The sequence below is a fragment of the Pseudomonas sp. CNPSo 3701 genome, assembly GCF_028674975.1.
Taxonomy (GTDB): Bacteria; Pseudomonadota; Gammaproteobacteria; order Pseudomonadales; family Pseudomonadaceae; genus Aquipseudomonas; species Aquipseudomonas straminea.
The window spans coordinates 240,039-266,078 of the sequence record NZ_JAQZSI010000003.1 but is presented as its reverse complement, the minus strand read 5'-3'; the positions used below and the strand labels follow the sequence as shown (position 1 = coordinate 266,078).

The following is a 26,040-nucleotide window of genomic DNA, read 5'->3' as shown; positions in this document are numbered from 1 at the left end:
GCCTGCAGTACAGGAACACCCGAATATGAATACAACTCAACAAATCCAGAACGCTATCCATACCCTTTCCAACGCATTCGCCCCGCTGGCCTGCCATATTCTGGCGCCACGCAAGGGCAGCTTCAGCTTCACCGTGGTCGACCACACCGGTGTGGCTCAGCATACCCAGCGCCTCTACCCCGGCCAGTACGGCGCCGACACGCTGCCAGGCGTGATCGAGCGTACGCGCCAGGCACTGCGTCGCTGATCACCGAGATAAAAGCGAAAATTTTCGAACATAAGTGAGCGAAAACGCACCCATCGTCGAACTAAATGATTTCCAGCCACTCATAGGGGTTCCTACGTAAAACTGGAGTTCGTCAATGGAAAATGGTCATCGACAGCTTGTCGAGAAGCTATTCGCCCCACTACGTGCCACCTTCAGTCGGCCTCGCCCGGACGGTAGCGTCGTTCTCTCCCTGATCGATGAAGCGGAAACCACCGCCTACAGCCGGGTCTTGAAGAAACTGCAGATCAATGACTCGAACGCTTTCAATCAAAGCCTCGAAGATATCCGCCTGGAGTTGGCCGTCAGAGCCGGCAACATCCCGGCCGAGATGCGCAAAGTGCTCAAGGAGCAGGACAGCATCATCAGCTATCACCACGCCTGATCGCCGTCCCAGCCGAAGCCCCGCTGCCCACAAGGCGCGGGGCTTCGTCGTTTCTGTGGTTAGCTTGGCGTGAAGCGGTAATGCCCTGTGATGGGAAAGCGAAACAGGATGGCCTCCTCCCGCGTTCCGGCGCCGATATTGTGCAGGATCAGTGGCTCGCCCGCCGAGGACAGCCGGTCGGACACGATGCCGATGTGGGGCTGGCCGCGGCCCAGATCCCAGGTGACGATATCGCCGGCTCGGTAATCACCGGCTTCGCGACCTGTCTGCAGCGCCATGCCCTGACGTTTGAACCAGATCATCAGATTAGGTACGCGGCGATGGTCGATGTTGCGATCCGGGCGCTTCAGCCCCCACTGCTTGGGGTACGCCGAAAAATTCGCCGCCATGTCCTCGTGTACCGCCTTCTGCAAATCCAAGCCCTGCAGGCGCAGGGCGCGGATCACCACATCGGTGCACACGCCGGTCTGTATCGGCACGTCGCCGCCGGGGTAGGCGATGCGCCGGTAGGCGGGATCGTAGGACAACGTCACACCCACCTGCTCGCGCGCACCGCTCACCAGCGCTGCCGGCTCGATGGCCGCTACCTGCAGGCTCAGCAGGCAGCCCAGCAGCAACAATCCGATTCTCAGCACTTCCTGCCTCCTTATAATCGCGAAACCGTTCGACACGCTCTCTTCTTTATCCGGTAATTTTTTGCGACAGTATGGCTGGGCACGGTTGAAGCCTTATTGGGATGCCCCCATCACTAGATAACGTCATCAAGCATGGATGCCTTGGACAATGCGCATAACACCTGATGAGGAGACCACCATGAGCAGCACCGACAAGCAGCAGTCACCGCAGTCCGACACGTCTTGTGAGCTCGCCCACGGCGCGCTGATCGACCCCAACGGTCGTGAGATTCCGATTACCGAAAGCATGATCCAGCAGGCCTGCAACGAGCTCGACAAAGGCACGGCCAGCGAACGCGAAGAAGCGCCCCGCTGAACGCCTACCGGCGCATCGTCACTTCACGCTGATCACGCGCGCACCCAGTGCGCTGATCAGCGCGCTCAGCGGCTCGTCCGAGCCCTCCAGCTGTACGTCCAACCCTTCTATCTCACGCCTCACCGGATAGCGCTTGCGCAGCAGGTCGAAGCCGGCCTTGCGCGCCTGCTCGTCCACCACCAGGCTGCGGCGCAGATCGGCGTCGTCACGACGTGGGTCGTAGATCGCCCGGCATACGGTGGCCAGCGCCCAGGCCGGATCACTGCCGGCGGCGATGCTCAGGCGCTGCAGCCAGCGTGGCGGCGTCAATGACTCCAGGGAAATCATCGCCTCGATGCCCTGGGCGCGGCAGAACGCCTGGTAGATCTGCGCGGTGCCGCGCAGCTTGCCCTCCAGGCTGTAGCCGGCGATGTGCGGCGTGGCGATATGACACAGCGCGGCCAGTTCGAGATCGACCAGCGGCTCGCCCTCCCAGACGTCCAGCACCACATGCAGATCGGCGCCGCGTTGCAGCAACGCACAGAGCGCCGCGGTATCGAGCACCTCACCACGGCTCGCGTTGAGCAACCAAGTGCCCGGGCGCAGTTGTTCCAGCAGCTCGGCGTCCAGCAGATGGCGGGTGGCGAATTCACCATCGCGCGTCAGCGGGGTGTGCAGGCTGATCACGTCGCACTGCTCGATGATCTGTTGAAGGCTCACATAGTCGCCGCCCTCCGCGCGCTGCCGTGGCGGATCACAGACCAGCACACGCCAGCCAAGGCCGCGCAGCACCTTGATCAGCCGCTCACCCACCTGCCCGGCGCCGACCACACCGTAGGTGCGCTGCGCCAGGTCGGCACCCAGGCGCTCGCCAAGCACCAAGAGGCTACAGAGCACGTAGTCGACCACCCCGCGGGCGTTGCAACCCGGTGCGCTGCTCCAGGCGATGCCGGCTTCGCTGAAATAATCGAGATCCAGATGATCGGTGCCGATGGTGCAGGTACCGACGAAGCGCACCGGGCTGCCCTGCAGCATCGCCCTGTCGACGGTCGTGACCGAGCGCACCAGCAGCACATCGGCATCGGCGACGGCGGCGCGGTCGATGGCGCGGCCAGGTAGCCGCTGAATCTCGCCGAAACCGGCAAAGAACTCGTCGAGCAGGGGAATGTTTTCGTCGGCAACGATGCGCATGGTAGTTCTCCACAAACCGGCAGGCATTCTACCGCAAGCGCGACGCTTCGCCTTTCCTGACCGATCCGTCAGCGCGTAAACTAGTCGGCTTTCTTTGCCCTGCGAAATCCCATGCCTGCCCAACCTCGCCTGCAGCGCGTGCGCACCGAACTGCGTACGCTGATGGCCCTCGCTACCCCGATCATCATCGCGCAACTGGCCTATACCGCAGTAGGCTTCGTCGACACTGTCATGTCAGGGCGCTACAGCGCCCGCGACCTGGCCGCCGTGGCCCTGGGCAACTCGGTCTGGGTGCCGGTGTTCCTGCTGATGACCGGGATTCTGCTGGCCACCACACCCAAGGTCGCTCAGCGCTTCGGCGCGGGGCAGCTTGCCGAGATCGGCCCGCTGGTGCGCCAGGCCCTGTGGCTGGCTCTGGCGGTAGGTGCCCTGGCCGGCACGCTGCTGTGGAACGCCGAGTTCGTGCTGCACCTGATGAAGGTCGATGCGGATTTGATCGCGCCGACCATGGGTTACTTGCACGGAGTGGCGTTCGGTATGCCCTGCGTGGCGCTGTTTCATGTGCTGCGCTGCTACAGCGATGGCCTGGGCCGCACGCGCCCGGCCATGGTGGTGGGCCTGCTCGGTCTGCTAGTGAACATTCCGCTTAACTACGTGCTGATCTACGGCAAGCTCGGCCTGCCGCCTCTGGGCAGCACCGGCTGCGGCTGGGCCACGGCACTGGCGATGCTGTTCATGCTGCTGTGCCTGCTGTGGTGGATTCGCCGTGCGCCAGCCTACCGGGCGACCACGCCGCTGCAGCGTTTCGACCGACCGAACTGGTCGCTGATCAAGCGCCTGCTGGGCATCGGCCTGCCCATTGGCATCGCGGTGTTCGCCGAGTCGAGCATCTTCGCGGTCATCGCCCTGCTGATCGGCGGCCTGGGTGAAACGGTGGTCGCCGGCCACCAGATCGCCCTGAACTTCGCCTCGCTGGTATTCATGATCCCCTACTCCATCGGCATGGCGGCCACCGTGCGGGTCGGCCAGGAGCTGGGCCGTGACGCACCGCGTGAGGCACGCTTCGCCGCGGGCGTAAGCATCGCCACGGCGCTGGCCTACGCCTGCGTCTCAGCCTCATGCATGCTGATGTTGCTCGAACCGATTGCGCGTATCTACTCCTCGGCACCGGAGGTCATCGAAGTGGCCGTGGCGCTGATCGTCTACGCGGCGCTGTTTCAGTTCTCCGACGCTATCCAGGTCACCGCGGCCGGCGCCCTGCGCGGCTATCAGGACACCCGGGCGACGATGATCCTGACCCTGTTCGCCTATTGGGGCATCGGCTTGCCAGTCGGCTACGTACTGGGCCTGACCGACCTGGTCGGCGTACCCAGCGGCCCGGCCGGGCTGTGGCAGGGGCTGATCGTGGGGCTGACCAGCGCGGCACTGATGCTGATGCTGCGCTTGAAAAGAAGCGCCGGGCGACGGATTCGGCTGCAACCGGCAGCTTAGCGGGTTGATCGTCCTGGGTATCGCTTCGCTCACAATAGTAAGCAATAGACAGCGATCCCTTGTGGGAGCGGGCCATGCCCGCGAATGGCAGGTGTGGACTACGCACCAGCTCTGGTTTGCCTAAAAGCAGGTCGTCCTAAACCTCAGGTCACCCGATCAAGCCGGACTCCGTCGCGATCCATCCAATCGAATCGCGGGCATGGCCCGCTCCCACAAGACCGCGTATGACCACTACTGCATAGGCCCGCTCAATCCGCCTTCTTGCGAATCCAGTACAGATAAGTCTCGGCATCCTGCGTTTGCTCCACCAGCTCGTGGCCGAGAAACACGCAGAACTTGGGGATGTCGCGCTGAGTCGAGGGGTCGGTGGCGATGACCTTGAGCAGGCCGCCGGCCGGCAGGTCGCGCACCTTGTTGTGCAGCATCATCACCGGCTCGGGGCAGAACAGGCCGGTAGCGTCGAGGGTGTCGTCAGGGGTCGAATCGAGCATCACGGGCTCCGCTTGATCATTCTTGCTGCATTCGGGAAGTGGCTGCCGTCGCGGGCAGCTCACCGTTCAAATTCGCTCTATTTGCTCAGCCGGCGCAGGTGGCAGGTCACTTCCTCGCGGTCGTGATACAGCTGCTTGCAGGCGATGCTCGCCTTGACCTTGCGCGCGGCCAGGCCTTCAGCGATGCGCTCGAGCAGGCGCTGCACCTCGGCGTAGCGCTGCTTCATCGGCAACTTGAGGTTGACCACCGCCTCGCGGCAATGGCCCTCGCCAATCCAGGTTTCCAGCAACGCGGCGCTGCGTGCGGGCTTCTCGACGATGTCGCAGACCATCCAGTCCACCGGCTGTTTGGGCTTCCAGGTGAAGCCGTCGACCATCAGGTGCTTGACCAGGCCGGTGTCCATCAGGCTCTCGGCCATCGGGCCGTTGTCGATGGCGGTCACCAGCATGCCGCGGCGTACCAGTTGGTAGGTCCAACCGCCCGGCGCAGCGCCCAGGTCGACGCCGGTCATCTCGTCCGAGAGGCGCTCGTCCCACTGCTCGCGCGGGATGAAGGTGTGCCAGGCTTCTTCGAGTTTCAGGGTCGAGCGGCTGGGCGCCTCGCGGGGGAACTTGAGGCGCGGAATGCCCATCGGCCAGATAGCCGAATTGTTCGGTTCGGCCATGCCGACGAATACTTCGCGGCCACTCTTGAAGGTCAGCAGCAGGCGCGGCGCGCGGGCGTTCTCCGCGAGCTTGCCGGCGCCGGTCAGGGCCTTGCGCAGCGGGCCTTCGAACTTCTTGCAAAAGCCGGACAGCTCCTTGCCGTCGTTGGTGTCGAACACCTCCAGCCACAGGCTACCGAAGGTCGGCAGCGGCGCCAGGTGCTCGAGCAGCACGCTGATGCGGTCCTTTTCGGGGAGTTCGATGAAGGCGCCGCGCGCCCACTGGCGGATGAAGATCAACTGGCTGAAACGCAGCCCGGCCATCAGCCGCTCGGCGCCCGCCTCGTCACTGCAGATGAATTCGGCGCAGGCAGTATCCGGCTTGGCCTTGGCGTAACCGGGCACATCGAGACGCGCCGCATGCTCGGATATCTCCGAACACACCTCGCTCTCGAAACCGGGGCGGCAGTGCAGCAACAAAGTCTTCATTAGGCTATCTCCGTAGGCCGCGCATGATAGCGAAAACCGGAACCCAGGGCCTTAGTTCCCTGTCCAGAGAACAGCATCCCGGCATCGCCGGCTGCGCCTGCGGGCTATGCTCGACAGGCGCACGATCAGGCGACGGCTCACCGCAAGCCGCACGAGCCTGGCCAAGGGACTCATCGCGCAGGGCCACAGAGCCCCTGCCAAACCAGAACGGCTTGTACCGTGCAAGCCACAAGGAGATGCACGATGTCCTCCATCGATAGCCTGAACTGCCGCCGCACCCTCGATGTGAACGGTAAATCCTACGATTACTTCAGCCTGCCGGACGCCGCCAAACAGCTGGGCGACATCGACAAGCTGCCGGTTTCGCTCAAGGTGCTGCTGGAAAACCTGCTGCGCTGGCAGGACGACAAGACCGTCACCCAGGATGACCTGCAAGCCATCAGCGACTGGCTGGAAAAACGCAGCTCCGAGCGCGAGATCCAGTACCGCCCTGCCCGCGTATTGATGCAGGACTTCACCGGTGTGCCGGCGGTGGTCGACCTGGCCGCCATGCGCGACGCCATGGCCAAGGCAGGCGGCGACCCGCAGAAGATCAACCCGCTGTCGCCGGTCGACCTGGTAATCGACCACTCGGTGATGGTCGACAAGTTCGCCAGCCCCGAGGCCTTTGGTGAGAACGTCGAGATCGAGATGCAGCGCAACGGCGAGCGCTACGCGTTCCTGCGCTGGGGCCAGAGCGCCTTCGACAACTTCAGCGTGGTGCCGCCGGGCACCGGCATCTGCCACCAGGTGAACCTGGAATACCTGGGCCGCACCGTGTGGACCAAGGAAGAAGACGGCGTGACCTACGCCTACCCCGACACCCTGGTCGGCACCGACTCGCACACCACCATGATCAACGGCCTCGGCGTGCTGGGCTGGGGCGTGGGCGGTATCGAGGCGGAAGCGGCGATGCTCGGCCAGCCGGTGTCGATGCTGATTCCCGAAGTGATCGGCTTCAAGCTCACCGGCAAGCTCAAGGAAGGCATCACCGCCACCGACCTGGTGCTGACCGTCACCCAGATGCTGCGCAAGAAAGGCGTGGTCGGCAAATTCGTCGAGTTCTACGGCGACGGCCTGGCTGAACTGCCCCTGGCCGACCGCGCCACCATCGCCAACATGGCGCCGGAATACGGTGCGACCTGCGGCTTCTTCCCGGTCGATGAAATCACCCTGGATTACCTGCGTCTGTCCGGTCGCCCGGATGAGACCGTCAAGCTGGTTGAGGCCTATTCCAAGGCCCAGGGCATGTGGCGCCAGGCCGGCAGCGAGCCGGTGTTCACCGATACTCTGGAGCTGGACATGGGCCAGGTCGAAGCCAGCCTGGCCGGCCCCAAACGCCCGCAGGACCGCGTCGCCCTGCCCCAGGTCGGCCAGGCCTTCGAAGACTTCCTCGGCCTGCAGCTCAAGCCGCCGCGTAAAGAGGAAGGTCGACTGGAAAGCGAAGGCGGCGGTGGCGTGGCCGTCGGCAACGCCGCGCAGAACGAGATCCACTACGAGATGGACGGCCACCGCCACCCGCTGAGCGACGGCGCCGTGGTGATCGCGGCGATCACCTCCTGCACCAACACGTCGAACCCGAGCGTGATGATGGCCGCCGGCCTACTGGCCAAGAAGGCCGTGGAGAAAGGCCTCAAGCGCAAGCCATGGGTCAAGAGCTCGCTGGCCCCCGGCTCCAAGGTGGTGACCGAATACTTCGCCGCTGCTGGGCTGACCGAGTATCTCGACAAACTCGGCTTCGACCTGGTCGGCTACGGCTGCACCACCTGCATCGGCAACTCCGGCCCACTGCCGGACCCGATCGAGAAGGCCATTCAGGAACATGACCTGACCGTCGCCTCGGTGCTGTCCGGCAACCGCAACTTCGAAGGCCGCGTGCATCCGCTGGTGAAAACCAACTGGCTGGCCTCTCCGCCCCTGGTGGTCGCCTATGCCCTGGCCGGCAGTGTGCGCGTGAATATCGCCGAGGAGCCGCTGGGTGAAGACCGCGACGGCAAGCCGGTGTACCTGCGCGACATCTGGCCGAGCCAGAAGGAAATCGCCGAGGCCGTACAGAAGGTCGACACTGCCATGTTCCGCAAGGAATACGCCGAGGTGTTCGAAGGCGACGAGCAGTGGCAGGCCATCCAGGTGCCAGAAGCCGACACCTACACCTGGCAGAACGACTCCACCTACATCCAGCACCCGCCGTTCTTCGAGGCCATCGACCAGGCGCCACCGGCGATCACCGACATTGCCAATGCACGCATCCTGGCGCTGCTGGGCGACTCCGTGACCACCGACCACATCTCCCCGGCCGGCAACATCAAGGCCGACAGCCCGGCCGGTCGCTACCTGCGCGAGCAAGGCGTCGAGCCGCGTGACTTCAACTCCTACGGCTCGCGCCGCGGCAACCATGAAGTGATGATGCGGGGCACCTTCGCCAACATCCGCATTCGCAACGAGATGCTCGACGGTGAGGAAGGCGGCATCACCCTGCACGTGCCGAGCGGCGAGAAGCTGGCGATCTACGATGCCTCCATGCGTTACCAGCAGGAAGGCACTCCGCTGGTGGTGATCGCCGGCAAGGAATACGGCACCGGCTCCAGCCGCGACTGGGCGGCCAAGGGCACCAACCTGCTGGGCGTCAAGGCGGTGATCGCCGAGAGCTTCGAGCGCATCCACCGTTCCAACCTGGTGGGTATGGGCGTGCTGCCGCTGCAGTTCACCGGCGGCGCGGATCGCAAGAGCCTCGGCCTGACCGGCAAGGAAACCCTGGCGATCAAGGGCCTGGACGGCGTCGAGGTGCGCCCGCGCATGCCGCTGACGCTGGAAATCACCCGTGAGGACGGCAAGCTGGAAAGCGTCGAGCTGCTCTGCCGCATCGACACCCTCAACGAGGTCGAGTACTTCAAGGCCGGCGGCATCCTGCACTACGTACTGCGTCAGCTGATCGCCGGTTGACGATCACCCGCGCAGCGTTGCTGCGCGGGACTTTCCATAACCCGGGTCGAGCGCAGCGACACCCGGGTTTCTTTTGCGCGCTCGAACGTGCCCGCCCCCCCTCGACCAATGGACCGTCGTTTTACCGGCGTCAAAACGCTCCACGCCTTGAAAGTTGGTTACACTGCAGGCCTGCCACGCGTAAGCGATAACCATAAAAGCGTTGCCTGTAGGATCGGCCTTGTTAGGCCACATGTGGGTTAGACCCATAGTTGTAGTCTGTAGGCATTTGGATTCCTAACTCGCCTGCCCTACTTTCCCCAGGCCTCGCACTGACATCAGGGTCGATGCCATGCGTAACAACCAGCCCATCACCGGTAACGAGCGGACTTTCCCGGCGCAGCAACGCCTGATCTCGACTACCGATCTCAAGGGCCAGATCACCTACTGCAACGAAGCCTTCATCGAGATCAGCGGTTTCTCCCGCGACGAGCTGATCCGTGCGCCGCACAACCTGGTACGCCACCCCGACGTGCCGCCCGCCGTGTTCGCCCATATGTGGGAAACCCTGAAAGCCGGCCGGCCGTGGATGGGCATCGTCAAGAACCGCTGCAAGAATGGCGACCATTACTGGGTCAACGCCTACGTGGTGCCGGTGCTGGATGACGGCAAGGTCACCGGCTACGAGTCGGTGCGCAGCAAGCCCACTGCCGAGCAGGTGCAACGTGCCCAGGCGCTCTACGCCCGCATCAACGCCGGCAAGGCAGCGATCCCCAGCCGCGACCGCTGGCTGCCGGTGGTGCAGAACTGGCTGCCGTTCATTCTGGTCAGCCAGGTCGGCTTTCTGGTCGGCGCCTGGCTGGACAGCACCTGGGGCTTCGTCGCTGCCGCTGCGCTATCGATTCCTCTCGGCCTGCTCGGCCTGGCATGGCAAAGCCGTGGCATCAAACGCCTGCTACAACTGGCCGAACAAAGCACCTCCGACCCGCTGATCGCCCAAATGTACACCGACAACCGCGGCGTCGAAGGCCGCCTGGAACTGTCCATCCTCAGCCAGGAAGCACGCCTGAAAACCTGCCTCACTCGCCTGCAGGACAGCGCCGAGAACCTCGCCAAGCAGGCGGCCCAGGCCGACGTGCTGGCCCACAACAGCTCCACCGGCCTGCAGCGCCAACGCGAAGAAACCGACCAGGTCGCCACTGCCGTCAACGAGATGGCCGCCACCACCCTGGAAGTGGCCAACAACGTGGCGCGCACCGCCATCGCCACCCAGGAAGCCAACCGCCTGACTCAGGAAGGCCGCGCCATCGCCAGCGAAACTCGCGAAGCTATCCAGCGCCTGTCCCTGTCGGTGGGCGAAACCGGCGAAACCGTCACCCGACTCGCCCAGGACAGCAACGAAATTGGTGGCGTGGTCGACGTGATCAAGGGCATCGCCGACCAGACCAACCTGCTGGCCCTCAACGCCGCCATCGAAGCCGCCCGCGCCGGCGAAATGGGCCGCGGCTTCGCCGTGGTCGCCGACGAAGTCCGTTCCCTGGCGCAACGCACCGCCGAGTCCACCGGCCAGATCCACGCCCTGATCGCCAAACTGCAACGCACCGCCGACGAAGCCGTGCTGACCATGGACATCGGCCGCAAACAGGCCGACGAAGGCGTCGAACGCGTGCAACAGGCCGACCAGGCCCTAGCCGGCATCAGTGACGCGGTTGCCAATATCAACGAAATGGCCGACCAGATCGCCGCCGCCGCCGAAGAACAAAGCGCCGTCGCCGACGAAATCAGCCGCAATATCACCACCATCGCTCAACTGTCCGACCAGACGGCCGGTGAGGCACAGAGTACGGCGTTGTTGAGTGAGGAGCTGACCAGTACGGCGCAGGGGCAGTATTCGTTGGTGGCGCGGTTTAATCGGTAGGCAATTGAGGCGCAGCGTAATGTTGCGCCTTTTTACTAGCCTTACTCCTGGTGTTCGACCTCATCACGCACTCGACCGGTTCGCTCTGCTCCTGTATATATCGCTGGAACGCCTCTCGGTTCAGCCGCCTGCGCTGCACCACCTGGCCGGAACGGACACTCTCGGCAACTTGGTAAACGGACTTGGCCAGATCAACTGCTATGCGCTTCATAACGGCTCTCCCAATTTCAGTCACCACGCTACTTGGCATAGAACTGTGGTGTGGGGAGAATCCTTTACAGCATTAAAATCGCTCGCTTCGCTCATTGGACTGGACTAAATTCCACACTTAGCCAAACAGCAGGTTACTCATGGATGTTAGTAACGTCATTGAAATAGATTTCAGCCATAGGCTTGAAATCAAGATTAGCAACCAAAAACCAGTTATTCTAACAGACCTCACGATGTCCCTGCTCGGCATCAACCAGCAGTATCAGAGATTTATCGAATCTGAAACCAATCAAGATTATGATGCGAGCACAGAGCTTTATATAAAAGAAGTCCGTACAGGCTCTATAATTGTCGAGCTTGTGGCGCTAACAATGCCAATTGTTCCGTTGGTCTGGAGTGGCGGCTCGCTTTCAGAGTGGACTACCCAAGCCAAAGCAATAATAGACTGGCTTCTTGGAAAAATTGATACTCCGCCCAAGGAGGTCTTCAAGCAAGACTTAAAGCAATGGAAAAACATTCTAGAGCCCGTAGCAAAAGACAATGGCTCCCAGCTAAATTTCACCGTATCAGATGGCGGCACAGTAATTAATCAGTTCTTTATAAACTCTCAAGAAGCCAATGCAGCTCAGAACACCATTCAACGACATCTTGAGCGCCTTCAAGAACCTGACGATCACATTCAAAAAAATAAAGTAATGTATTGGTATCAAACTAAATTTGATACCGAGTCACACACTGGTGACAAAGCGACAATCGAAGACATATCCAAGAAGCCGCTGAAAGTAATATTCGAAAATAACGCAGTGAAAGAAGCCATGCTCGCGGGTGACGACCGTTTTTCGAAACCATGGCACAAGCTTGCATATGTAGTCGACGTTGAGGTTCAAAAAATCAATGGCGCACCCAAAATGTACACCATCCTTCGCTACCATGAAGAACATACATTTGACCCGGCCTAACGCAACCTCTAATCATTGGTTCAAACCGTTTGCTGCGCTCACTGGGGCGGGCTAAAGCCGCCTCTTAACCAAACGTTATACCTCTCTATTAGCCAATGGAGTCTCTCTGAATGCAGATTCTTTCCGCGTACCTTCTAGAATCAACGGGTTTGTCCAAAGAGGAAGTTTTTAACTCAGCAGCCAGCATTGAAAAAGCATTGGATGAATGGCTGATTGAAAAAGGCGCCCCCAATCCTGCAGCTTCTTCAGGAAACTTTATCTCAAAAACAAGAGGATCGCCGGCCGGTCAATTTCAACGAAGAGACGCCACGTCCGAAGCTGGTACATTTAGAGAGCTTACTCTTTTAGAGCCAACAACATCAGGACAGCAGTTTATCACCACCATCGCCTTCCTTAATCTTACGGATAAAGTTGTCGTCTATGCAACCTTGGCTGTTCAGAATATAGCCACCATCGTTGCACCGGTATTCACTGATCCTCGCTGCCCATTCATTGTTAAAAAGCTTCTTGGGTTGCGCCCTGATTGGCATATTGGAAACTTCCCTATACCCAATTCTACTCCACAGATACTTTATGGAGCAGAAGGCGGCCACCAACTCAAGTCAATGATCCAAGATTCGTCCAGAACATTACCTATTGCTGTCGTTTCTGAAGTTGAGCAAGAGCCGATCTGGGAAGATCTTGAGAATCTACTGGCAACTGATCTAGCAGGATTAGCGGGCGTAGTTCGCATTGACGAAGAGGCATCTTGGGTATTAACCGACGAGCTTGGAAAGTCAAATTCTTGCTATCTTGGAGCCATACGCTTGTACTGGCCACGCGAAAAAGATCTTGATGAATCTCTTTCCCCAAAGAGCTCAGTATGGACTGCTAGTCAAGTGCTATCTCAGGACACAGATGGCAAGGGTATGCAGCGATTCCGCGCTCTCTTAAGGCGTAGTGTAATGGGAGTCGCTTCTCTTACTGTAGAGCCACCTTCTATTATTCGTGAAATTCAGAACCAAGCTGCAAGAACTAGGCTCTTAGAACTGGAGCAGCGCGCCAACGCCAACTCGGAAGAAATCGAATTAGCACGCTTATTCATTCAAGAGAATGAAGAGCTAAAAGCCTCATTAGATGAGGCTAATCGCGAAATTGCACGACAGGCTAGCAAGGCAGAGGCCGCCGAGTATGCATTGAACCGCCTCAAAGAAAACAGCGGGGCGGACGGATCAGAAACTGAAGATTTATCCGAGAGAACCACGCCAACTGAAGGCGAAACTCGCTACTACAAAAAGACAAGAAATACCCCATCCCATGATGTGCTCGTGAGGATCAAGGACTGCGGGCATAACTCATGGCAGGGGGCTAATAACGCTGACAAAGCTAAAAAGGGAGTTGAAAGACTTGAAGGTGCTTCGGCATGGAATAATTTCTACCACTGTTCTAAATGTACTGGCGGCGGAGTTTGGAAAGTAATCTGGTAAAGGGGATATAATAACCATATAAAGCCGGCCTCTTAACCAAATTTTATGCAAGATCTGAAACAGTAAGTAGGGTGGGTGACGCCTTTTTCATCCACCCTTACCATTTCAAAGCGATTGACGAATAAAGCTTCCGCTACGCGCTCCGCCACCCGACAAATCTTAATTAATGTATGCCTGACGATGCTTATGGTCTCTCCCCTTCAAACAGCGCCCAAGGCCAACTAAATGCTCATCCACAACACCCTCCAATACAAAGGCTGGGCAGACCGTCGAACGCTAGACGCGGTCGCTCAACTCGATCCACTGACGCAGCACGAGGCGCTGGCTTTCGCTCGGCAGCAGCTCAACCATCTGGTTCGCGTGGAAGAGTTGTTCCGCGCGAGGCTACTTGGGGAGCCGGCGCCCCATGACAGCACCAACACCGATACCCTGCCCCAGCTCGATGAGCTGGATCGCCGGCTGACGGAGGCCAATCAGTGGTTGGCTGCGTACCTAAATGGCCTCACGCCTGGACAACTTCAGGAGCCTATTCGCTTTGTTTTCGTGGATGGCCAGCAGGGCATGCTGAGCCGTGAAGAAGCGATCTTCCACTTGGTCAACCACGGCACCTATCATCGCGGCGCCATCGGCCATGCCCTTGACCGGGCTGACGGCAACCGGCCCGCCGATACCTACACGGTGTTTATTCATGGCGCGGAGCCTGAGCGTCGAAACGCCTGAGGCATATTCCCGTTCGATACAAACTCACACGGCGCACCATGACCAATCCGCAAACCCAACTGAATGAACTAATCGCTCATCTCGCGGCGCTCAGCGATATTCTCGCCCTCGACCCAGATAGCCACTGGGGCACGCATTTCCGCAATTGCCTGTCGACAGCCAGAGCGCTGGCGGGCAGCCATTACGATGGGGAAGAACTGACGGGCCTGGCGTGCTCGGTGATGTCCGTTTACGGCGGCATGGGCAGCTTCAACGACTACGCACCATGGCTGAATGGCCGCTTCATTGCCGGAATGGAGTCGCTGGATGAAGCGTCTAATCGCGTCTATATGGCGGCCCGGGCGATAAGGCTGCGCAATGCCACAGATGTAGACTGACTTCCGCGTACAGCCCAGCAAAGGCCACCTGAATCATGCCGACTACGACCCTATCCGAACTCTTCCAACCTGAGCCCATCCAGTGGGGTCTGCGGGGTGATCCCTATCTGTGGCAGGAAATGAGCGAGGCACTGGCTGCGCTGCCGCTTCCGCCAAGCGAGGCGCAACTGGCCGAAACTCTCGAGGCGACCTTCGAGCGCCTGGTTGGCTTGCCCACAAGCGCAGAAGAGTCGGTGTTCGTTGAGCGGCACGCCCATGGCGGCATGTCGTCGGGGCATATCAGCCTGAAGTTCTGGCGCGAGACGGCGTTGCCATTGTTGTTGGCGCGCTACCATGCAGCTCTTATCGACAGCGACGCCGGCTGATTCGCCTCAACAACTCTTTTCACCGGTAATCACCTGGCAGCCGCTCTCCGCACACGAAGCATCATGCCCAGCAAAGGCCCCATCGAATGACCGATACCGCCTATTCCCTCGTGCATGCCATCCCGTCGGTGGAAACCTATCGCCATCTGCGCACTGCAGCCGGGCTGAGCGGCAAGACCGTCGAGGCGGCGAGCCGTGGCCTGCCCAATAGTCTGTTCGCCGTGCAGGTGCTCTACGCCGGCGAGCCGGTGGGCATGGGCCGGGTGATCGGTGATGGCGGCGCTTTCTATCAGGTGGTGGACATCGCCGTGCTGCCGGAGCATCAAGGCCGTGGCCTGGGCAAGATGATCATGGCGGCGATCAGCGATTACATCGCCCGCGAGGTGCCGGAATCGGGCTACGTCAGCCTGATCGCAGACGGCGAAGCGTACCGCCTGTACCAGCAGTTCGGCTTTGCACTTACAGCACCGGCAAGCCAAGGCATGGCCCTGAAGAAAACCGCGGGCTGAAGCGCTCGACACTTACCACAGGTACCCAGATGAATCGTCGCAAGAAGATCAAGCAGTTGCTGGAGGCACACGCCAAGAAGGCCAATGCCAAGCTCGCGCCCAAGAGCAACAAGCCCAAATACATCAGCAAGGCTGACCGGGCGAAGCTGGAGGCCGAGGCGACTGAAAGCCCGAGCAGCGCCGTCGAGTAACGCAAACTGCTTCATTTGTTTTCCATCAGGCATATGGCGTCGTAACTGAAGCCACACTGGCAATGGCTACCCACTAACAAGGACGCCCTGCCATGAGCCAGAACGCTTACAACCGCCTGCGCAGCCAGGTGGATTTTCTGGAATCACTGCTCGCCGTGCTGGTGATCGCCCTGTTCGCGCTGGCGATCGTTGGCGCTCCGGATTTCGCGGTAATAACCCTGGCCCTGATCATCGGCGGCGGCCTGCTCAATCTGTATCGCCAGCATCAGTTGCTGGAGCGTTACAGCTGCCCCAATTGTGGCGAGTCGCCCCATCACAGGGTCGACGAGCGGGCCGGCTATTACCATGACCCGGCGACTGCGAACTGCCTGCATTGTGGGGAGCGGCTGACGGATTAAGCGTCAATCAGCACCACGCAGCTTGCGCGTAGGAGCGTCGACCTCGGCGCGATTGGATCGTTGGTAGCCCAGCGATATTAGGGTTGCCTGCGCCGCCATTCGCCCCGGGTCGGGGCTCCTACAATTCGGCGGCAGCACGCCACGGATAAGGGGGCGTTACTTGATCATTCCCACTCTCCGCGTGGGAACGCACTGGCAGGACGTTCTGCGTCCATGCACCGCTTCCTGAGCCCTGCAATCATGGCGCGGAGCGCCACAGGCTGGGCGCCCACGCAGAGCATGGGCACTATCCGCAACTACGCGCCCAGATCCACCCTTGGGCTTGTGATTATCTGTGGGAACGGGCCATGCCCGTGATTTTTCGCGGGCATGGACTGGGCGTCCCCGCCCGCTCCCACAGTGGATCGGCTTCATGCACATAGAAATCGTGATCAGGTTTAAAGAAACGCCGCCACAGCATCCGCCGCCGACTCCAGATGCTGTTCGTGGCTATAACCGGACACCTTCAGCGGTTTGAGGTCGTGGTCGCCCGCCGTCAGCCAGCACAGTTCGATGGCCGCCGAGAGCTGGTAACTGGCCACGGTGTGGCGGTCGCCCATGGCGTCGCGTTCGCCCTGCACGATCAGGGTCGGCATTTTCAGGTCGGCCAGGTGTGCGGTGCGCGGTTTGTCGGCCTTGCCGATGGCGTGGAAGGGGTAGCCCAGGCAGACCAGGCCGTCAGCATCCAGTTCGTCGGCCAGCAGACTGGCCATGCGCCCGCCCATGGATTTACCGCCGATGGCCAACGGCCCCGTGACCTGGTGTCGCACGGCGGCATACACGCCGCGCCAGCAGTCGAGCAGTTTGGCCTGGGGGTTGGGCGGGAGTTTCTTGCCGTCCTGGCGGCGCGCGGCCATGTAGTCGAACTCGAAGCGCACCACCGTCAGCCCGCGGGCGGCGAGCTTCTCGGCCATCAGGTTCATGAAGTCGCTGTCCATCGGCGCACCGGCGCCGTGGGCGAGGATCAGCGTGGCCTGGCTGGCGCCCGTTGGCCGATCCCAGAGCAGCGCTGGTGCTGGGCTTTCCTGTGCCTGTTGACCGGCGTCAATACCGCTCTGCTGCCCTTCTCGCATGCTTGCCTCGCTCATAAAAAAGCCTTTTTTCGTGTACGGATTTGTCCGTGCGCGGGGGCTGCAGATGATCTGCCCATAACCGTGGATGGAAACCCAGACATGAACACAACAACCAGTTCCGCCTATAACTACAAGGTGGTTCGCCAATTCGCCATCATGACGGTGGTGTGGGGCATAGTCGGGATGGGGCTCGGCGTGCTTATCGCAGCGCAGCTCGCCTGGCCGTGGCTCAACTTCGACCTGCCGTGGACCAGCTTCGGTCGCCTGCGGCCCCTGCACACCAACGCGGTGATCTTCGCCTTCGGCGGCTGCGCCCTGTTCGCCACCAGCTACTATGCCGTACAGCGCACCTCCCAGGCCACGCTGTTCGCACCGAAGCTGGCGGCCTTCACGTTCTGGGGCTGGCAACTGGTGATTCTGCTGGCGGCCATCACCCTGCCGCTGGGTTACACCAGCTCCAAGGAATACGCCGAGCTGGAATGGCCGATCGACATTCTGATCACCATCGTCTGGGTCAGCTACGCGATCGTGTTCTTCGGCACCATCATCAAGCGCAACGTCAGCCACATCTATGTCGGCAACTGGTTCTTCGGCGGGTTCATCCTCACCGTGGCGTTGCTGCACGTGGTCAACAACCTGGAAGTGCCGGTGAGCATGACCAAGTCCTACTCGCTGTACGCCGGCGCCACCGACGCGATGATCCAGTGGTGGTACGGCCACAACGCGGTGGGCTTCTTCCTGACTGCGGGCTTCCTGGGGATGATGTACTACTTCGTGCCCAAGCAGGCCGGGCGCCCGGTGTATTCCTATCGCCTGTCGATCGTGCACTTCTGGGCGCTGATCACCCTGTACATCTGGGCCGGCCCGCACCACCTGCACTACACCGCGCTGCCGGACTGGGCGCAGTCGCTCGGCATGGTGATGTCCCTGGTGCTGCTGGCACCGAGCTGGGGCGGCATGATCAACGGCATGATGACCCTCTCGGGCGCCTGGCATAAGTTGCGCACCGACCCGATCCTGCGCTTTCTGGTGGTTTCCCTGGCGTTCTACGGCATGTCGACCTTCGAAGGCCCGATGATGGCCATCAAGACCGTCAACGCCCTCTCCCACTACACCGACTGGACCATCGGCCACGTGCACGCCGGCGCCCTGGGCTGGGTTGCCATGGTCTCGATCGGCTCGCTGTATCACCTGATTCCCAAGGTGTTCGGCCGCGAGCAGATGCACAGCATCGGCCTGATCAACGCGCACTTCTGGCTCGCCACCATCGGCACCGTGCTGTACATCGCCTCGATGTGGGTCAACGGCATCGCCCAGGGCCTGATGTGGCGCGCGGTGAACAGCGACGGCACGCTCACCTACTCCTTTGTCGAGGCGCTGGAAGCCAGCCACCCCGGCTTCGTGGTGCGGGTGATCGGCGGCGCGATCTTCTTCACCGGCATGCTGCTGATGGCCTGGAACACCTGGCAGACCGTGCGCGCCAGCAAGCCGGAAGAACTGGAAGCTGCCGCCCTGTATTCGGTTGAGGGAGCCCACTGATGAAACACGAAATCGTCGAAAAGAACGTCGGCCTGATGGCCCTGCTGATGGTGTTCGCCGTCAGCATCGGCGGGCTGACACAGATCGTCCCGCTGTTCTTCCAGGACGTGGTCAACGAGCCGGTCGCCGGCATGAAGCCCTACACCGCGCTGCAGCTCGAAGGCCGCGACGTGTACATCAAGGAAGGCTGCGTGGGTTGCCACTCGCAGATGATCCGCCCGTTCCGCGCCGAGACCGAGCGCTACGGCCACTACTCGGTAGCCGGCGAAAGCGTCTGGGATCACCCCTTCCTGTGGGGCTCCAAGCGTACCGGGCCGGATCTGGCCCGGGTCGGCGGCCGTTACTCGGACGAGTGGCACCGCGCGCATCTCTACAACCCGCGCAACGTGGTGCCGGAGTCGAAGATGCCGTCCTACCCCTGGCTGGTCGAGAACGTGCTCGACGGCAAGGACACGCCCAAAAAGCTCAAGGCCATGCAGTTTCTCGGCGTGCCCTACACCGATGACGACATCGCCGGCGCCAGCGCTGCGGTGAAGGGCAAGACCGAGATGGACGCCCTGGTTGCCTACCTGCAAGTGCTCGGCACTGCCTTGAAGAACAAGAGGTGATCCCATGCTTACCGACCTGATCGACATCGGCATGGTGCGCGGCATCGGCACCGCCCTGGTACTGATCGCCTTCACCTGCGTGACGCTGTGGGCTTACAGCGGCAAACGCGCCAAGGCCTTCGAGGATGCGGCGAACCTGCCCTTCGCCGATGAACCCAACAAAGCAGCAGTAAGGAAAGACACCCCATGAGCACTTTCTGGAGCTGGTACATCACGCTGCTGACCCTCGGCAGCCTGGTCGCGTTGTTCTGGCTGCTGTTCGCCACACGCAAGGGGGAACGCAAGAACACCACCGACCAGACCATGGGCCATTCCTTCGACGGCATCGAGGAGTACGACAACCCGCTGCCGCGCTGGTGGTTCATGCTGTTTCTCGGCACGCTGATCTTCGCCGCGGGCTACCTGGCGCTGTATCCGGGGCTCGGCAACTTCAAAGGGCTGCTACCCGGCTATGAAGACGGCTGGACCCAGGTCGCCCAGTGGGAGCGCGAAGTGGCCAAGGCCGACGCCCAGTACGGGCCGATCTTCGCCAAGTACTCGGCCATGCCCCTGGAACAGGTGGCCCAGGACGAGCAGGCGCTGAAGATGGGCGGCCGGCTGTTCGCCACCTACTGCTCGATCTGCCATGGCTCGGACGCCAAGGGCGCGGTGGGTTTTCCCAACCTGACCGACGAGAACTGGCGCTGGGGCGGCGACGCCGAAACCATCAAGACCACCATCCTCAATGGGCGCATCGGCGTGATGCCGGCCTGGGGCCAGGTGCTCGGTGATGACGGCGTGCGCAACGTCGCCGGCTACGTGCGCCACGAATTGGCGGGCCTGCCGCTGGCCGAGGGCAGCAATATCGACCTGGAACAGGGCAAGCAGCTGTTCTCCACCACCTGCGTGGCCTGCCACGGCCCGGCAGGCACCGGCACGGCGACCATGGGCGCACCGGACCTGACTCACCCGGGTGGCTGGATCTACGGCTCGAGCCTGGCGCAACTGCAGCAGACCATCCGCTACGGCCGCAACGGCCAGATGCCGGCGCAGGAGCACTACCTGGGCAACGACAAGGTGCACCTGCTGGCGGCTTATGTGCTGAGTTTGAGTCGCAAACCACAACCAGGCAAATAATACACACGTGTAGGAGAGGCCGGGCGGCGATCCGCTTTAGCCGCAAGTTCTTTGTTGCCTGGTCGGGCGCTAAAGCTCGCGGCTGAAGCCGCTCCTACGCAGGTCGCCATCTTTCAGCTACCGTTGCTTTACCTACTCAGGAGGCAACGGAATGCCCCACTCAGTCAGTTTGCGCAAAGGCCGGATCTCTCTAACCAACCATATCTACCTGCTCACGGCCACTGTCGAGAATCGCCAAGCGATCTTTGCCGACCTGGCGCCCGCTCGCCTCCTAATTCGCGAGCTGTATAACGCTCAAGCATCAGGGCTGGCAGAGTCGCTTGCCTGGGTGGTCATGCCTGATCACCTGCACTGGCTGGTATCCCTGCAACAAGGTTCGCTCAGCGCACTGATGCAACGCGTCAAGGGGCGCAGCGCCTTGCAGGTGAACAGCCGGCTCGGTCGCCAAGGCAGACTTTGTCAAGAGGGTTTCCATGACCGAGCACTTCGCAGAGAGGAGGACATACTGTCAGTTGCACGATACATCGTTGCCAACCCATTACGTGCAGGCCTGGTAACGCGTGTCGGCGATTACCCTTTTTGGGATGCGGTGTGGCTTTGAAGTAATTTGCGAGAACGACCGTGGGAGGGGCTTTAGCCCCGAGTTGTTTGCACCGATAAAGCTCGGGGCTGAAGCCCCTCCCACAAGGTAGGCTCCCAGCAAACTCGGCTGGTCTCATCTCGAAACACCGCAGAGCTCACAACCGAGCGCTTTCTGCATATTTCCAACGCATTGCACCGCCTATGCCGGTCGGGGATACTCGCGCCGCCTGAAATGCCTGTCGCCTCACGGCAGCGCCCAGCCCAGCGTGGAACCCAGCATGAGCCCAGCAAGCAGTCCGGCTGCCTACAACTACAAGGTGGTGCGCCAGTTCGCGGTGATGACCGTGGTCTGGGGCGTGGTCGGCATGGGGCTGGGGGTGTTCATCGCCGCGCAACTGGTGTGGCCGCAACTGAATTTCGACCTGCCCTGGACCAGCTTCGGCCGCCTGCGCCCACTGCACACCAATGCGGTGATCTTCGCTTTCGGCGGCTGCGCGCTGTTCGCCACCAGCTATTACGTGGTGCAGCGCACCTGCCAGGTGCGGCTGGCGTCCGACCGCCTGGCGGCCTTCACCTTCTGGGGCTGGCAGGCGGTGATCGTCGCGGCGGTGGTCAGCCTGCCAATGGGCTATACCAGCAGCAAGGAATACGCCGAGCTGGAATGGCCGATCGATATCCTCCTGGGCATCGTCTGGTTCGCCTATATCGGCGTGTTCTTCGGCACCCTGTTCAAGCGCCGCACCCGGCATATCTACGTGGCCAACTGGTTCTTCGGCGCCTTCATCCTGGTCACCGGCATGCTGCATCTGGTCAACAGCGCCGCCGTGCCGGTCAGCCTGTTCAAGTCCTACTCGGTGTACGCCGGCGCCACGGACGCGATGATCCAGTGGTGGTACGGCCACAACGCGGTGGGCTTCTTCCTGACCACCGGCTTCCTGGGGATGATGTACTACTTCGTGCCCAAGCAGGCCAACCGGCCGATCTACTCGTACCGGCTGTCCATCGTGCACTTCTGGGCGCTGATCACCCTGTATATCTGGGCCGGCCCGCACCACCTGCACTACACCGCCCTACCGGACTGGGCCCAGAGCCTGGGCATGGTGATGTCGATCATCCTCCTGGCACCGAGTTGGGGCGGCATGATCAACGGCATGATGACCCTGTCGGGTGCCTGGCATAAGTTGCGCACCGACCCGATCCTGCGCTTTCTGGTCGTCTCCCTGGCGTTCTACGGTATGTCCACCTTCGAGGGGCCGATGATGGCCATCAAGACCGTCAACGCCCTCTCCCACTACACCGACTGGACCATCGGCCACGTACACGCCGGCGCCCTGGGCTGGGTGGCGATGATCACCTTCGGCTCGCTGTATCACCTGATTCCCCGGGTATTCGGCCGCGAACAGATGCACAGCCTGGCGGCGATCCACCTGCATTTCTGGCTGGCGACCATCGGTACCGTGCTGTACATCGTCGCCATGTGGGTCAACGGCATCACCCAGGGCCTGATGTGGCGGGCGGTGCAGGAAGACGGCACGCTCACCTACTCGTTCATCGAGTCGGTGGAGGCCAGCCACTGGGGCTACGTGGTGCGCATGATCGGCGGCGCGATCTTCTTCAGCGGCATGCTGCTGATGGCCTGGAACACCTGGCGCACCATTCGCGGCGCGGGACCGGCCGACTACGATGCCAGCGCGCGGATTCCCCTGGCGCAAAACGGGGAGACCGGCCGATGAAGCACGACCTGATCGAAAAGAACCTCGGCCTGATGACCCTGCTGATGGCCATCGCCGTGAGCATCGGCGGCCTCACCCAGATCGTGCCGCTGTTCTTCCAGGACGTGGTCAACGAGCCGGTGGCCGGCATGCGGCCCTACACCGCGCTGCAGCTCGAGGGCCGCGACATCTATATCCGCGAAGGCTGCGTGGGTTGCCATTCGCAGATGATCCGCCCGTTCCGCGCCGAAACCGAGCGCTACGGCCATTATTCGGTGGCCGGTGAAAGCGTCTGGGATCACCCCTTTCTGTGGGGCTCCAAGCGCACCGGGCCGGACCTGGCGCGGATCGGCGGGCGCTACTCGGACGAGTGGCACCGCGCCCACCTGGTCAACCCGCGCGACCTGGTGCCGGAATCCAAGATGCCCGCCTATCCCTGGCTGGCCGAGCGCACGCTCGACGGCGCCCTGAGCGCCGAAAAGCTCAAGGTCATGCAGGGCTTCGGCATTCCCTACAGCGACGACGACATCGCCAAGGCCCGCGAGGCGGTGGCCGGCAAGAGCGAGCTGGACGCACTGATCGCCTACCTGCAGGTGCTCGGCACCTCAATCCAGAACAAGCGGTGACGCCATGCCAGCCTTCCTCACCGACATCGGCACCATCCGCGGCATTGGCACCGCCGTGGTGTTCATCGCCTTCGTCGCCGTGGTGCTCTGGGCCTACAGCAGCAAGCGCAAGTCCAGCTTCGACGAAGCGGCCAACCTGCCCTTCGCCGACGAGCAGCCACCGAGCGCCAGCCAGCAGAACCACAAGCTCGAGGACGACAAACCTTGAGCACCTTCTGGAGCCTGTTCATCGCGCTGACCACCCTCGGCACGCTGCTGGGCCTGGCCTGGCTGCTCATCGCTACCCGCAAGGGCCAGCGGTCGGGCGACAGCGAGCAGACCACGGGGCACAGCTTCGACGGCATCGAGGAATACGACAACCCGCTGCCGCGCTGGTGGCTCCTGCTGTTTCTCGGCACCCTGGCATTCGCCTTCGGCTACCTGCTGCTCTACCCCGGGCTGGGCAACTTCAAGGGCCTGCTGCCCGGCTATGACGAGGGCTGGACCCAGGTCGGCCAGTGGCAGCGCGAGATGGCCGCCGCCGACGCACGCTACGGCCCGCTGTTCGCCGGCTACGCGGCCACCCCCATCAGCGAACTGGCCAGGGACGAGAAGGCGCTGAAAATCGGTGGCCGGTTGTTCGCCAACAACTGCGCCGTATGCCACGGCGCCGATGCCAAAGGTGCCTTTGGTTTTCCCAACCTGACCGATGACGACTGGCTGTACGGCGGCGACCCGGAAACCATCAAGACCTCCATCATGCAGGGCCGCCAGGGCGTGATGCCGGCCTGGCAGGCCATTCTCGGCGACGCGGGCGTGCGCGACGTGACCGGCTACGTGCGCAGCCTCTCGAACCTGGAAAACCCGGCGCACGTCGCCGTCAACCTGGACGCGGGCAAACAGCTCTACGCCACCAATTGCGCCATGTGCCACGGCCCCGACGGCAAGGGCCTGCAGGTGCTCGGCGCACCGAACCTCACGGACAAGGTGTGGCTGTACGGTTCCAGCTTCGCCCAGGTGCAGCAGACCATTCGCTATGGGCGCAGCGGCAAGATGCCGGCGCAGGCGGAATTTCTCGGCAACGACAAGGTGCACCTGTTGGCCGCCTACGTGTACAGCCTATCGCAGCGCGAAAAGGCGCCGGCAGAAGCGCAAAACCGGGAGAAAGATTGAGTGCACTGATCTGGGTCAGGACGGCTCCGGCATGCTGCGCCTAGCATGGCCTTGCACCTACCCTGCGACGGGTAGCCGCAAGCCCGATCTGGCGTTGCGGCGTACCATCGGCGCAGCGAACGATCGCGACCGGCACGTATCGGTAGCGACAGGCCCGACCAACCGTTGTGGTAGCCCTCGATGAGCCAACAGATCCCCGTCAAGAACGTCACGCCGCCCGCCGGCGAGACCATCGACCTCTATGCCAGTCGCGAGAAGATCCACACCCGCGCGTTCAGCGGCTTCTACCGCAACCTGCGGCGTGCTGGCGGGGCTCTGCTGTTCGTCCTCTACTTCGGCACCGTGTGGCTGAACTGGGACGGCCACCAGGCAGTGTGGTGGAACCTGCCGGAGCGCAAGTTCCACATCTTCGGCGCCACCTACTGGCCCCAGGATTTCGTGCTGCTCTCTGCACTGCTGATCATCGCCGCCTTCGGGCTGTTCTTCATCACCGTGTTCGCCGGCCGGGTGTGGTGCGGCTACACCTGCCCGCAGAGCGTATTCACCTGGATATTCATGTGGGCGGAAAAGGTCACCGAGGGCGACCGCAACCAGCGCATGAAGCTGGAAAAGGCGCCGATGAGTGCCGACAAGTTCGCTCGTCGCTTCGCCAAGCACAGCATCTGGCTGGGCGTTTCCCTGGTCACCGCACTGACCTTCGTCGGCTATTTCGCGCCAATCCGCGAACTGCTCGCCGAACTGGTCACCTTCGAGGCCAGCGGCTGGGCGCTGTTCTGGATCGCCTTCTTCACCCTCGCCACCTACGGCAATGCCGGCTGGCTACGCGAGCAGGTGTGCATCCACATGTGCCCCTATGCGCGCTTCCAGAGCGTGATGTTCGACCAGGACACGCTGATCGTCTCCTACGACCCGCGCCGTGGCGAAACCCGCGGCCCGCGCAAGAAGACCGCCGACCACAAGGCTCAGGGCCTGGGCGACTGCATCGACTGCACCCTGTGCGTGCAGGTGTGCCCGACCGGCATCGACATTCGTGACGGCCTGCAGATCGAGTGCATCGGTTGCGCCGCGTGCATCGACGCCTGCGACGCCGTCATGGACAAGATGAACTACCCGCGCGGGCTGATCAGCTACACCACCGAACACAACCTCTCGGGGCAGAAGACGCGCCTGCTGCGCCCTCGGCTGATCGGCTACGCCATCGCCCTCCTGGCCATGCTGGCGGTATTCGCCTGGGCAGTGAGCAACCGCTCGCTGGTCGAGCTGGACGTGCTCAAGGATCGGGTACTCTACCGCGAGAACGAGCTGGGGCGAATCGAGAACGTCTACACCCTGAAGATCATGAACAAGGCTCAGCAGGACGTCGTCTACCGCATCGACGCCGACGGCCTGGACGGTCTGGTGTACGAAGGCCGCCGCGAAGTCCGCGCCCTGGCCGGCGAAGTGCTGGCGATCCCGGTGGAGCTGTCCATCGACGCCGAGAAGCTGCCGTCGAACACCAACGAGATCACCTTCCACATCCGTGCCACCGATGACGACGGCATCCACAACGACGCCAGCAGCCGCTTTATCGGCCCGAGCGTGAGATAGCAGGCCA

Annotated in this window: 29 protein-coding genes and 1 pseudogene; 24 read left to right on the top strand and 6 right to left on the bottom strand. The window is 61.9% G+C overall.

Annotated elements, in window-relative coordinates:
• The first annotated feature begins 25 nt into the window (after positions 1 to 25).
• Together PVA39_RS10455 and PVA39_RS10450 are read left to right on the top strand one after the other, a co-directional pair.
• Positions 26 to 247, top strand: a complete 222-nt coding sequence (locus tag PVA39_RS10455) for a hypothetical protein (RefSeq protein ID WP_093501655.1) — start codon at positions 26 to 28, stop codon at positions 245 to 247.
• Positions 248 to 362: 115 nt separating this feature from the next.
• Positions 363 to 650, top strand: a complete 288-nt coding sequence (locus tag PVA39_RS10450; protein ID WP_274124007.1) for a DUF3509 domain-containing protein — start codon at positions 363 to 365, stop codon at positions 648 to 650.
• Between the two features lie 59 nt (positions 651 to 709).
• On the opposite strand, the gene PVA39_RS10445 is transcribed toward PVA39_RS10450, so the two are convergent.
• On the bottom strand, positions 710 to 1,282 hold the full coding sequence (locus PVA39_RS10445; RefSeq protein WP_274124280.1) for a DUF1287 domain-containing protein: 573 nt from the start codon (positions 1,280 to 1,282) through the stop codon (positions 710 to 712).
• Positions 1,283 to 1,463: 181 nt separating this feature from the next.
• On the opposite strand from PVA39_RS10445, the gene PVA39_RS10440 reads away from it, so the two are divergent.
• Positions 1,464 to 1,640 carry a PA1571 family protein gene (locus PVA39_RS10440; protein ID WP_274124006.1) on the top strand — a complete coding sequence of 59 codons (177 nt, stop codon included), beginning with the start codon at positions 1,464 to 1,466 and terminating at the stop codon, positions 1,638 to 1,640.
• An 18-nt stretch (positions 1,641 to 1,658) separates the two neighbouring features.
• On the opposite strand, the gene pdxB is transcribed toward PVA39_RS10440, so the two are convergent.
• The gene (gene pdxB, locus PVA39_RS10435; RefSeq protein ID WP_274124005.1) at positions 1,659 to 2,810 is read right to left on the bottom strand and encodes a 4-phosphoerythronate dehydrogenase PdxB; all 1,152 of its coding nucleotides are present in this window, start codon (positions 2,808 to 2,810) and stop codon (positions 1,659 to 1,661) included.
• Positions 2,811 to 2,921: 111 nt separating this feature from the next.
• On the opposite strand from pdxB, the gene PVA39_RS10430 reads away from it, so the two are divergent.
• Positions 2,922 to 4,301, top strand: coding sequence for an MATE family efflux transporter (locus PVA39_RS10430; RefSeq protein WP_274124004.1), 1,380 nt, complete (start codon positions 2,922 to 2,924; stop codon positions 4,299 to 4,301).
• 248 nt (positions 4,302 to 4,549) lie between these two features.
• Here PVA39_RS10430 and tusA read toward each other — a convergent pair whose 3' ends face one another.
• Together tusA and rlmM are read right to left on the bottom strand one after the other, a co-directional pair.
• Complete coding sequence (gene tusA, locus PVA39_RS10425; protein ID WP_013791937.1) at positions 4,550 to 4,792, bottom strand: sulfurtransferase TusA; 243 nt, start codon at positions 4,790 to 4,792, stop codon at positions 4,550 to 4,552.
• Positions 4,793 to 4,869: 77 nt separating this feature from the next.
• On the bottom strand, positions 4,870 to 5,925 hold the full coding sequence (gene rlmM / locus PVA39_RS10420) for a 23S rRNA (cytidine(2498)-2'-O)-methyltransferase RlmM (RefSeq protein WP_274124003.1): 1,056 nt from the start codon (positions 5,923 to 5,925) through the stop codon (positions 4,870 to 4,872).
• Positions 5,926 to 6,168: 243 nt separating this feature from the next.
• On the opposite strand from rlmM, the gene acnA reads away from it, so the two are divergent.
• The gene (acnA, locus tag PVA39_RS10415) at positions 6,169 to 8,907 is read left to right on the top strand and encodes an aconitate hydratase AcnA (RefSeq protein WP_274124002.1); all 2,739 of its coding nucleotides are present in this window, start codon (positions 6,169 to 6,171) and stop codon (positions 8,905 to 8,907) included.
• 331 nt (positions 8,908 to 9,238) lie between these two features.
• Positions 9,239 to 10,804, top strand: coding sequence for a methyl-accepting chemotaxis protein (locus tag PVA39_RS10410; protein WP_274124001.1), 1,566 nt, complete (start codon positions 9,239 to 9,241; stop codon positions 10,802 to 10,804).
• 55 nt (positions 10,805 to 10,859) lie between these two features.
• Here the strand turns inward: PVA39_RS10410 and PVA39_RS10405 are convergent.
• A pseudogene (locus PVA39_RS10405) lies at positions 10,860 to 11,015 on the bottom strand (IS110 family transposase); the annotation flags it as partial.
• 139 nt (positions 11,016 to 11,154) lie between these two features.
• Between PVA39_RS10405 and PVA39_RS10400 the strand changes: the two are divergent.
• The 8 genes from PVA39_RS10400 (at position 11,155) to PVA39_RS10365 (ending at position 15,999) form a co-directional block, all read left to right on the top strand.
• Positions 11,155 to 11,973 carry a hypothetical protein gene (locus tag PVA39_RS10400; RefSeq protein WP_274124000.1) on the top strand — a complete coding sequence of 273 codons (819 nt, stop codon included), beginning with the start codon at positions 11,155 to 11,157 and terminating at the stop codon, positions 11,971 to 11,973.
• A gap of 110 nt (positions 11,974 to 12,083) precedes the next feature.
• A complete protein-coding gene (locus tag PVA39_RS10395) occupies positions 12,084 to 13,439 on the top strand; it encodes a hypothetical protein (RefSeq protein WP_274123999.1) in 1,356 nt (451 codons plus the stop codon).
• 225 nt (positions 13,440 to 13,664) lie between these two features.
• On the top strand, positions 13,665 to 14,159 hold the full coding sequence (locus PVA39_RS10390; protein WP_274123998.1) for a DinB family protein: 495 nt from the start codon (positions 13,665 to 13,667) through the stop codon (positions 14,157 to 14,159).
• Positions 14,160 to 14,197: 38 nt separating this feature from the next.
• Entirely contained in the window at positions 14,198 to 14,536 is a 339-nt protein-coding gene (locus PVA39_RS10385) for a DUF6966 domain-containing protein (protein ID WP_274123997.1), read from the top strand.
• Between the two features lie 35 nt (positions 14,537 to 14,571).
• Positions 14,572 to 14,901 carry a hypothetical protein gene (locus PVA39_RS10380; protein WP_274123996.1) on the top strand — a complete coding sequence of 110 codons (330 nt, stop codon included), beginning with the start codon at positions 14,572 to 14,574 and terminating at the stop codon, positions 14,899 to 14,901.
• Positions 14,902 to 14,987: 86 nt separating this feature from the next.
• Positions 14,988 to 15,410 (top strand): GNAT family N-acetyltransferase, encoded by a 423-nt coding sequence (locus PVA39_RS10375; protein WP_274123995.1) that lies wholly within the window; start codon positions 14,988 to 14,990, stop codon positions 15,408 to 15,410.
• 29 nt (positions 15,411 to 15,439) lie between these two features.
• Entirely contained in the window at positions 15,440 to 15,601 is a 162-nt protein-coding gene (locus PVA39_RS10370; protein WP_013791948.1) for a DUF2986 domain-containing protein, read from the top strand.
• 92 nt (positions 15,602 to 15,693) lie between these two features.
• On the top strand, positions 15,694 to 15,999 hold the full coding sequence (locus PVA39_RS10365) for a hypothetical protein (protein ID WP_274123994.1): 306 nt from the start codon (positions 15,694 to 15,696) through the stop codon (positions 15,997 to 15,999).
• Positions 16,000 to 16,436: 437 nt separating this feature from the next.
• On the opposite strand, the gene PVA39_RS10360 is transcribed toward PVA39_RS10365, so the two are convergent.
• Positions 16,437 to 17,111 carry an alpha/beta family hydrolase gene (locus tag PVA39_RS10360; protein ID WP_274123993.1) on the bottom strand — a complete coding sequence of 225 codons (675 nt, stop codon included), beginning with the start codon at positions 17,109 to 17,111 and terminating at the stop codon, positions 16,437 to 16,439.
• A gap of 99 nt (positions 17,112 to 17,210) precedes the next feature.
• Between PVA39_RS10360 and ccoN (PVA39_RS10355) the strand changes: the two genes are divergently transcribed.
• The 10 genes from ccoN (PVA39_RS10355) (at position 17,211) to ccoG (ending at position 26,033) form a co-directional block, all read left to right on the top strand.
• A complete protein-coding gene (gene ccoN / locus PVA39_RS10355; RefSeq protein ID WP_274123992.1) occupies positions 17,211 to 18,650 on the top strand; it encodes a cytochrome-c oxidase, cbb3-type subunit I in 1,440 nt (479 codons plus the stop codon).
• On the top strand, positions 18,650 to 19,258 hold the full coding sequence (ccoO, locus tag PVA39_RS10350) for a cytochrome-c oxidase, cbb3-type subunit II (protein WP_013791954.1): 609 nt from the start codon (positions 18,650 to 18,652) through the stop codon (positions 19,256 to 19,258). Before ccoN (PVA39_RS10355) ends, ccoO (PVA39_RS10350) begins: the two co-directional genes overlap by 1 nt.
• A 4-nt stretch (positions 19,259 to 19,262) precedes the next feature.
• Positions 19,263 to 19,448: a CcoQ/FixQ family Cbb3-type cytochrome c oxidase assembly chaperone gene (locus PVA39_RS10345; RefSeq protein WP_013791955.1), complete on the top strand. Its 186-nt coding sequence runs from the start codon at positions 19,263 to 19,265 to the stop codon at positions 19,446 to 19,448.
• Complete coding sequence (ccoP, locus tag PVA39_RS10340) at positions 19,445 to 20,374, top strand: cytochrome-c oxidase, cbb3-type subunit III (protein ID WP_274123991.1); 930 nt, start codon at positions 19,445 to 19,447, stop codon at positions 20,372 to 20,374. Before PVA39_RS10345 ends, ccoP (PVA39_RS10340) begins: the two co-directional genes overlap by 4 nt.
• 151 nt (positions 20,375 to 20,525) lie before the next feature.
• Positions 20,526 to 20,975, top strand: a complete 450-nt coding sequence (locus PVA39_RS10335; protein ID WP_274123990.1) for an REP-associated tyrosine transposase — start codon at positions 20,526 to 20,528, stop codon at positions 20,973 to 20,975.
• A 259-nt stretch (positions 20,976 to 21,234) separates the two neighbouring features.
• Positions 21,235 to 22,689 (top strand): cytochrome-c oxidase, cbb3-type subunit I, encoded by a 1,455-nt coding sequence (gene ccoN, locus PVA39_RS10330; protein WP_274123989.1) that lies wholly within the window; start codon positions 21,235 to 21,237, stop codon positions 22,687 to 22,689.
• The gene (gene ccoO, locus PVA39_RS10325; RefSeq protein ID WP_274123988.1) at positions 22,686 to 23,294 is read left to right on the top strand and encodes a cytochrome-c oxidase, cbb3-type subunit II; all 609 of its coding nucleotides are present in this window, start codon (positions 22,686 to 22,688) and stop codon (positions 23,292 to 23,294) included. Before ccoN (PVA39_RS10330) ends, ccoO (PVA39_RS10325) begins: the two co-directional genes overlap by 4 nt.
• Before the next feature lie 4 nt (positions 23,295 to 23,298).
• Positions 23,299 to 23,502: a cbb3-type cytochrome oxidase subunit 3 gene (locus PVA39_RS10320; RefSeq protein ID WP_027910388.1), complete on the top strand. Its 204-nt coding sequence runs from the start codon at positions 23,299 to 23,301 to the stop codon at positions 23,500 to 23,502.
• The gene (ccoP, locus tag PVA39_RS10315) at positions 23,499 to 24,446 is read left to right on the top strand and encodes a cytochrome-c oxidase, cbb3-type subunit III (protein WP_274123987.1); all 948 of its coding nucleotides are present in this window, start codon (positions 23,499 to 23,501) and stop codon (positions 24,444 to 24,446) included. The genes PVA39_RS10320 and ccoP (PVA39_RS10315) overlap by 4 nt, the downstream gene beginning before the upstream one ends.
• A gap of 180 nt (positions 24,447 to 24,626) precedes the next feature.
• Positions 24,627 to 26,033 carry a cytochrome c oxidase accessory protein CcoG gene (ccoG, locus tag PVA39_RS10310; RefSeq protein WP_274123986.1) on the top strand — a complete coding sequence of 469 codons (1,407 nt, stop codon included), beginning with the start codon at positions 24,627 to 24,629 and terminating at the stop codon, positions 26,031 to 26,033.
• Positions 26,034 to 26,040 lie beyond the last annotated feature (7 nt).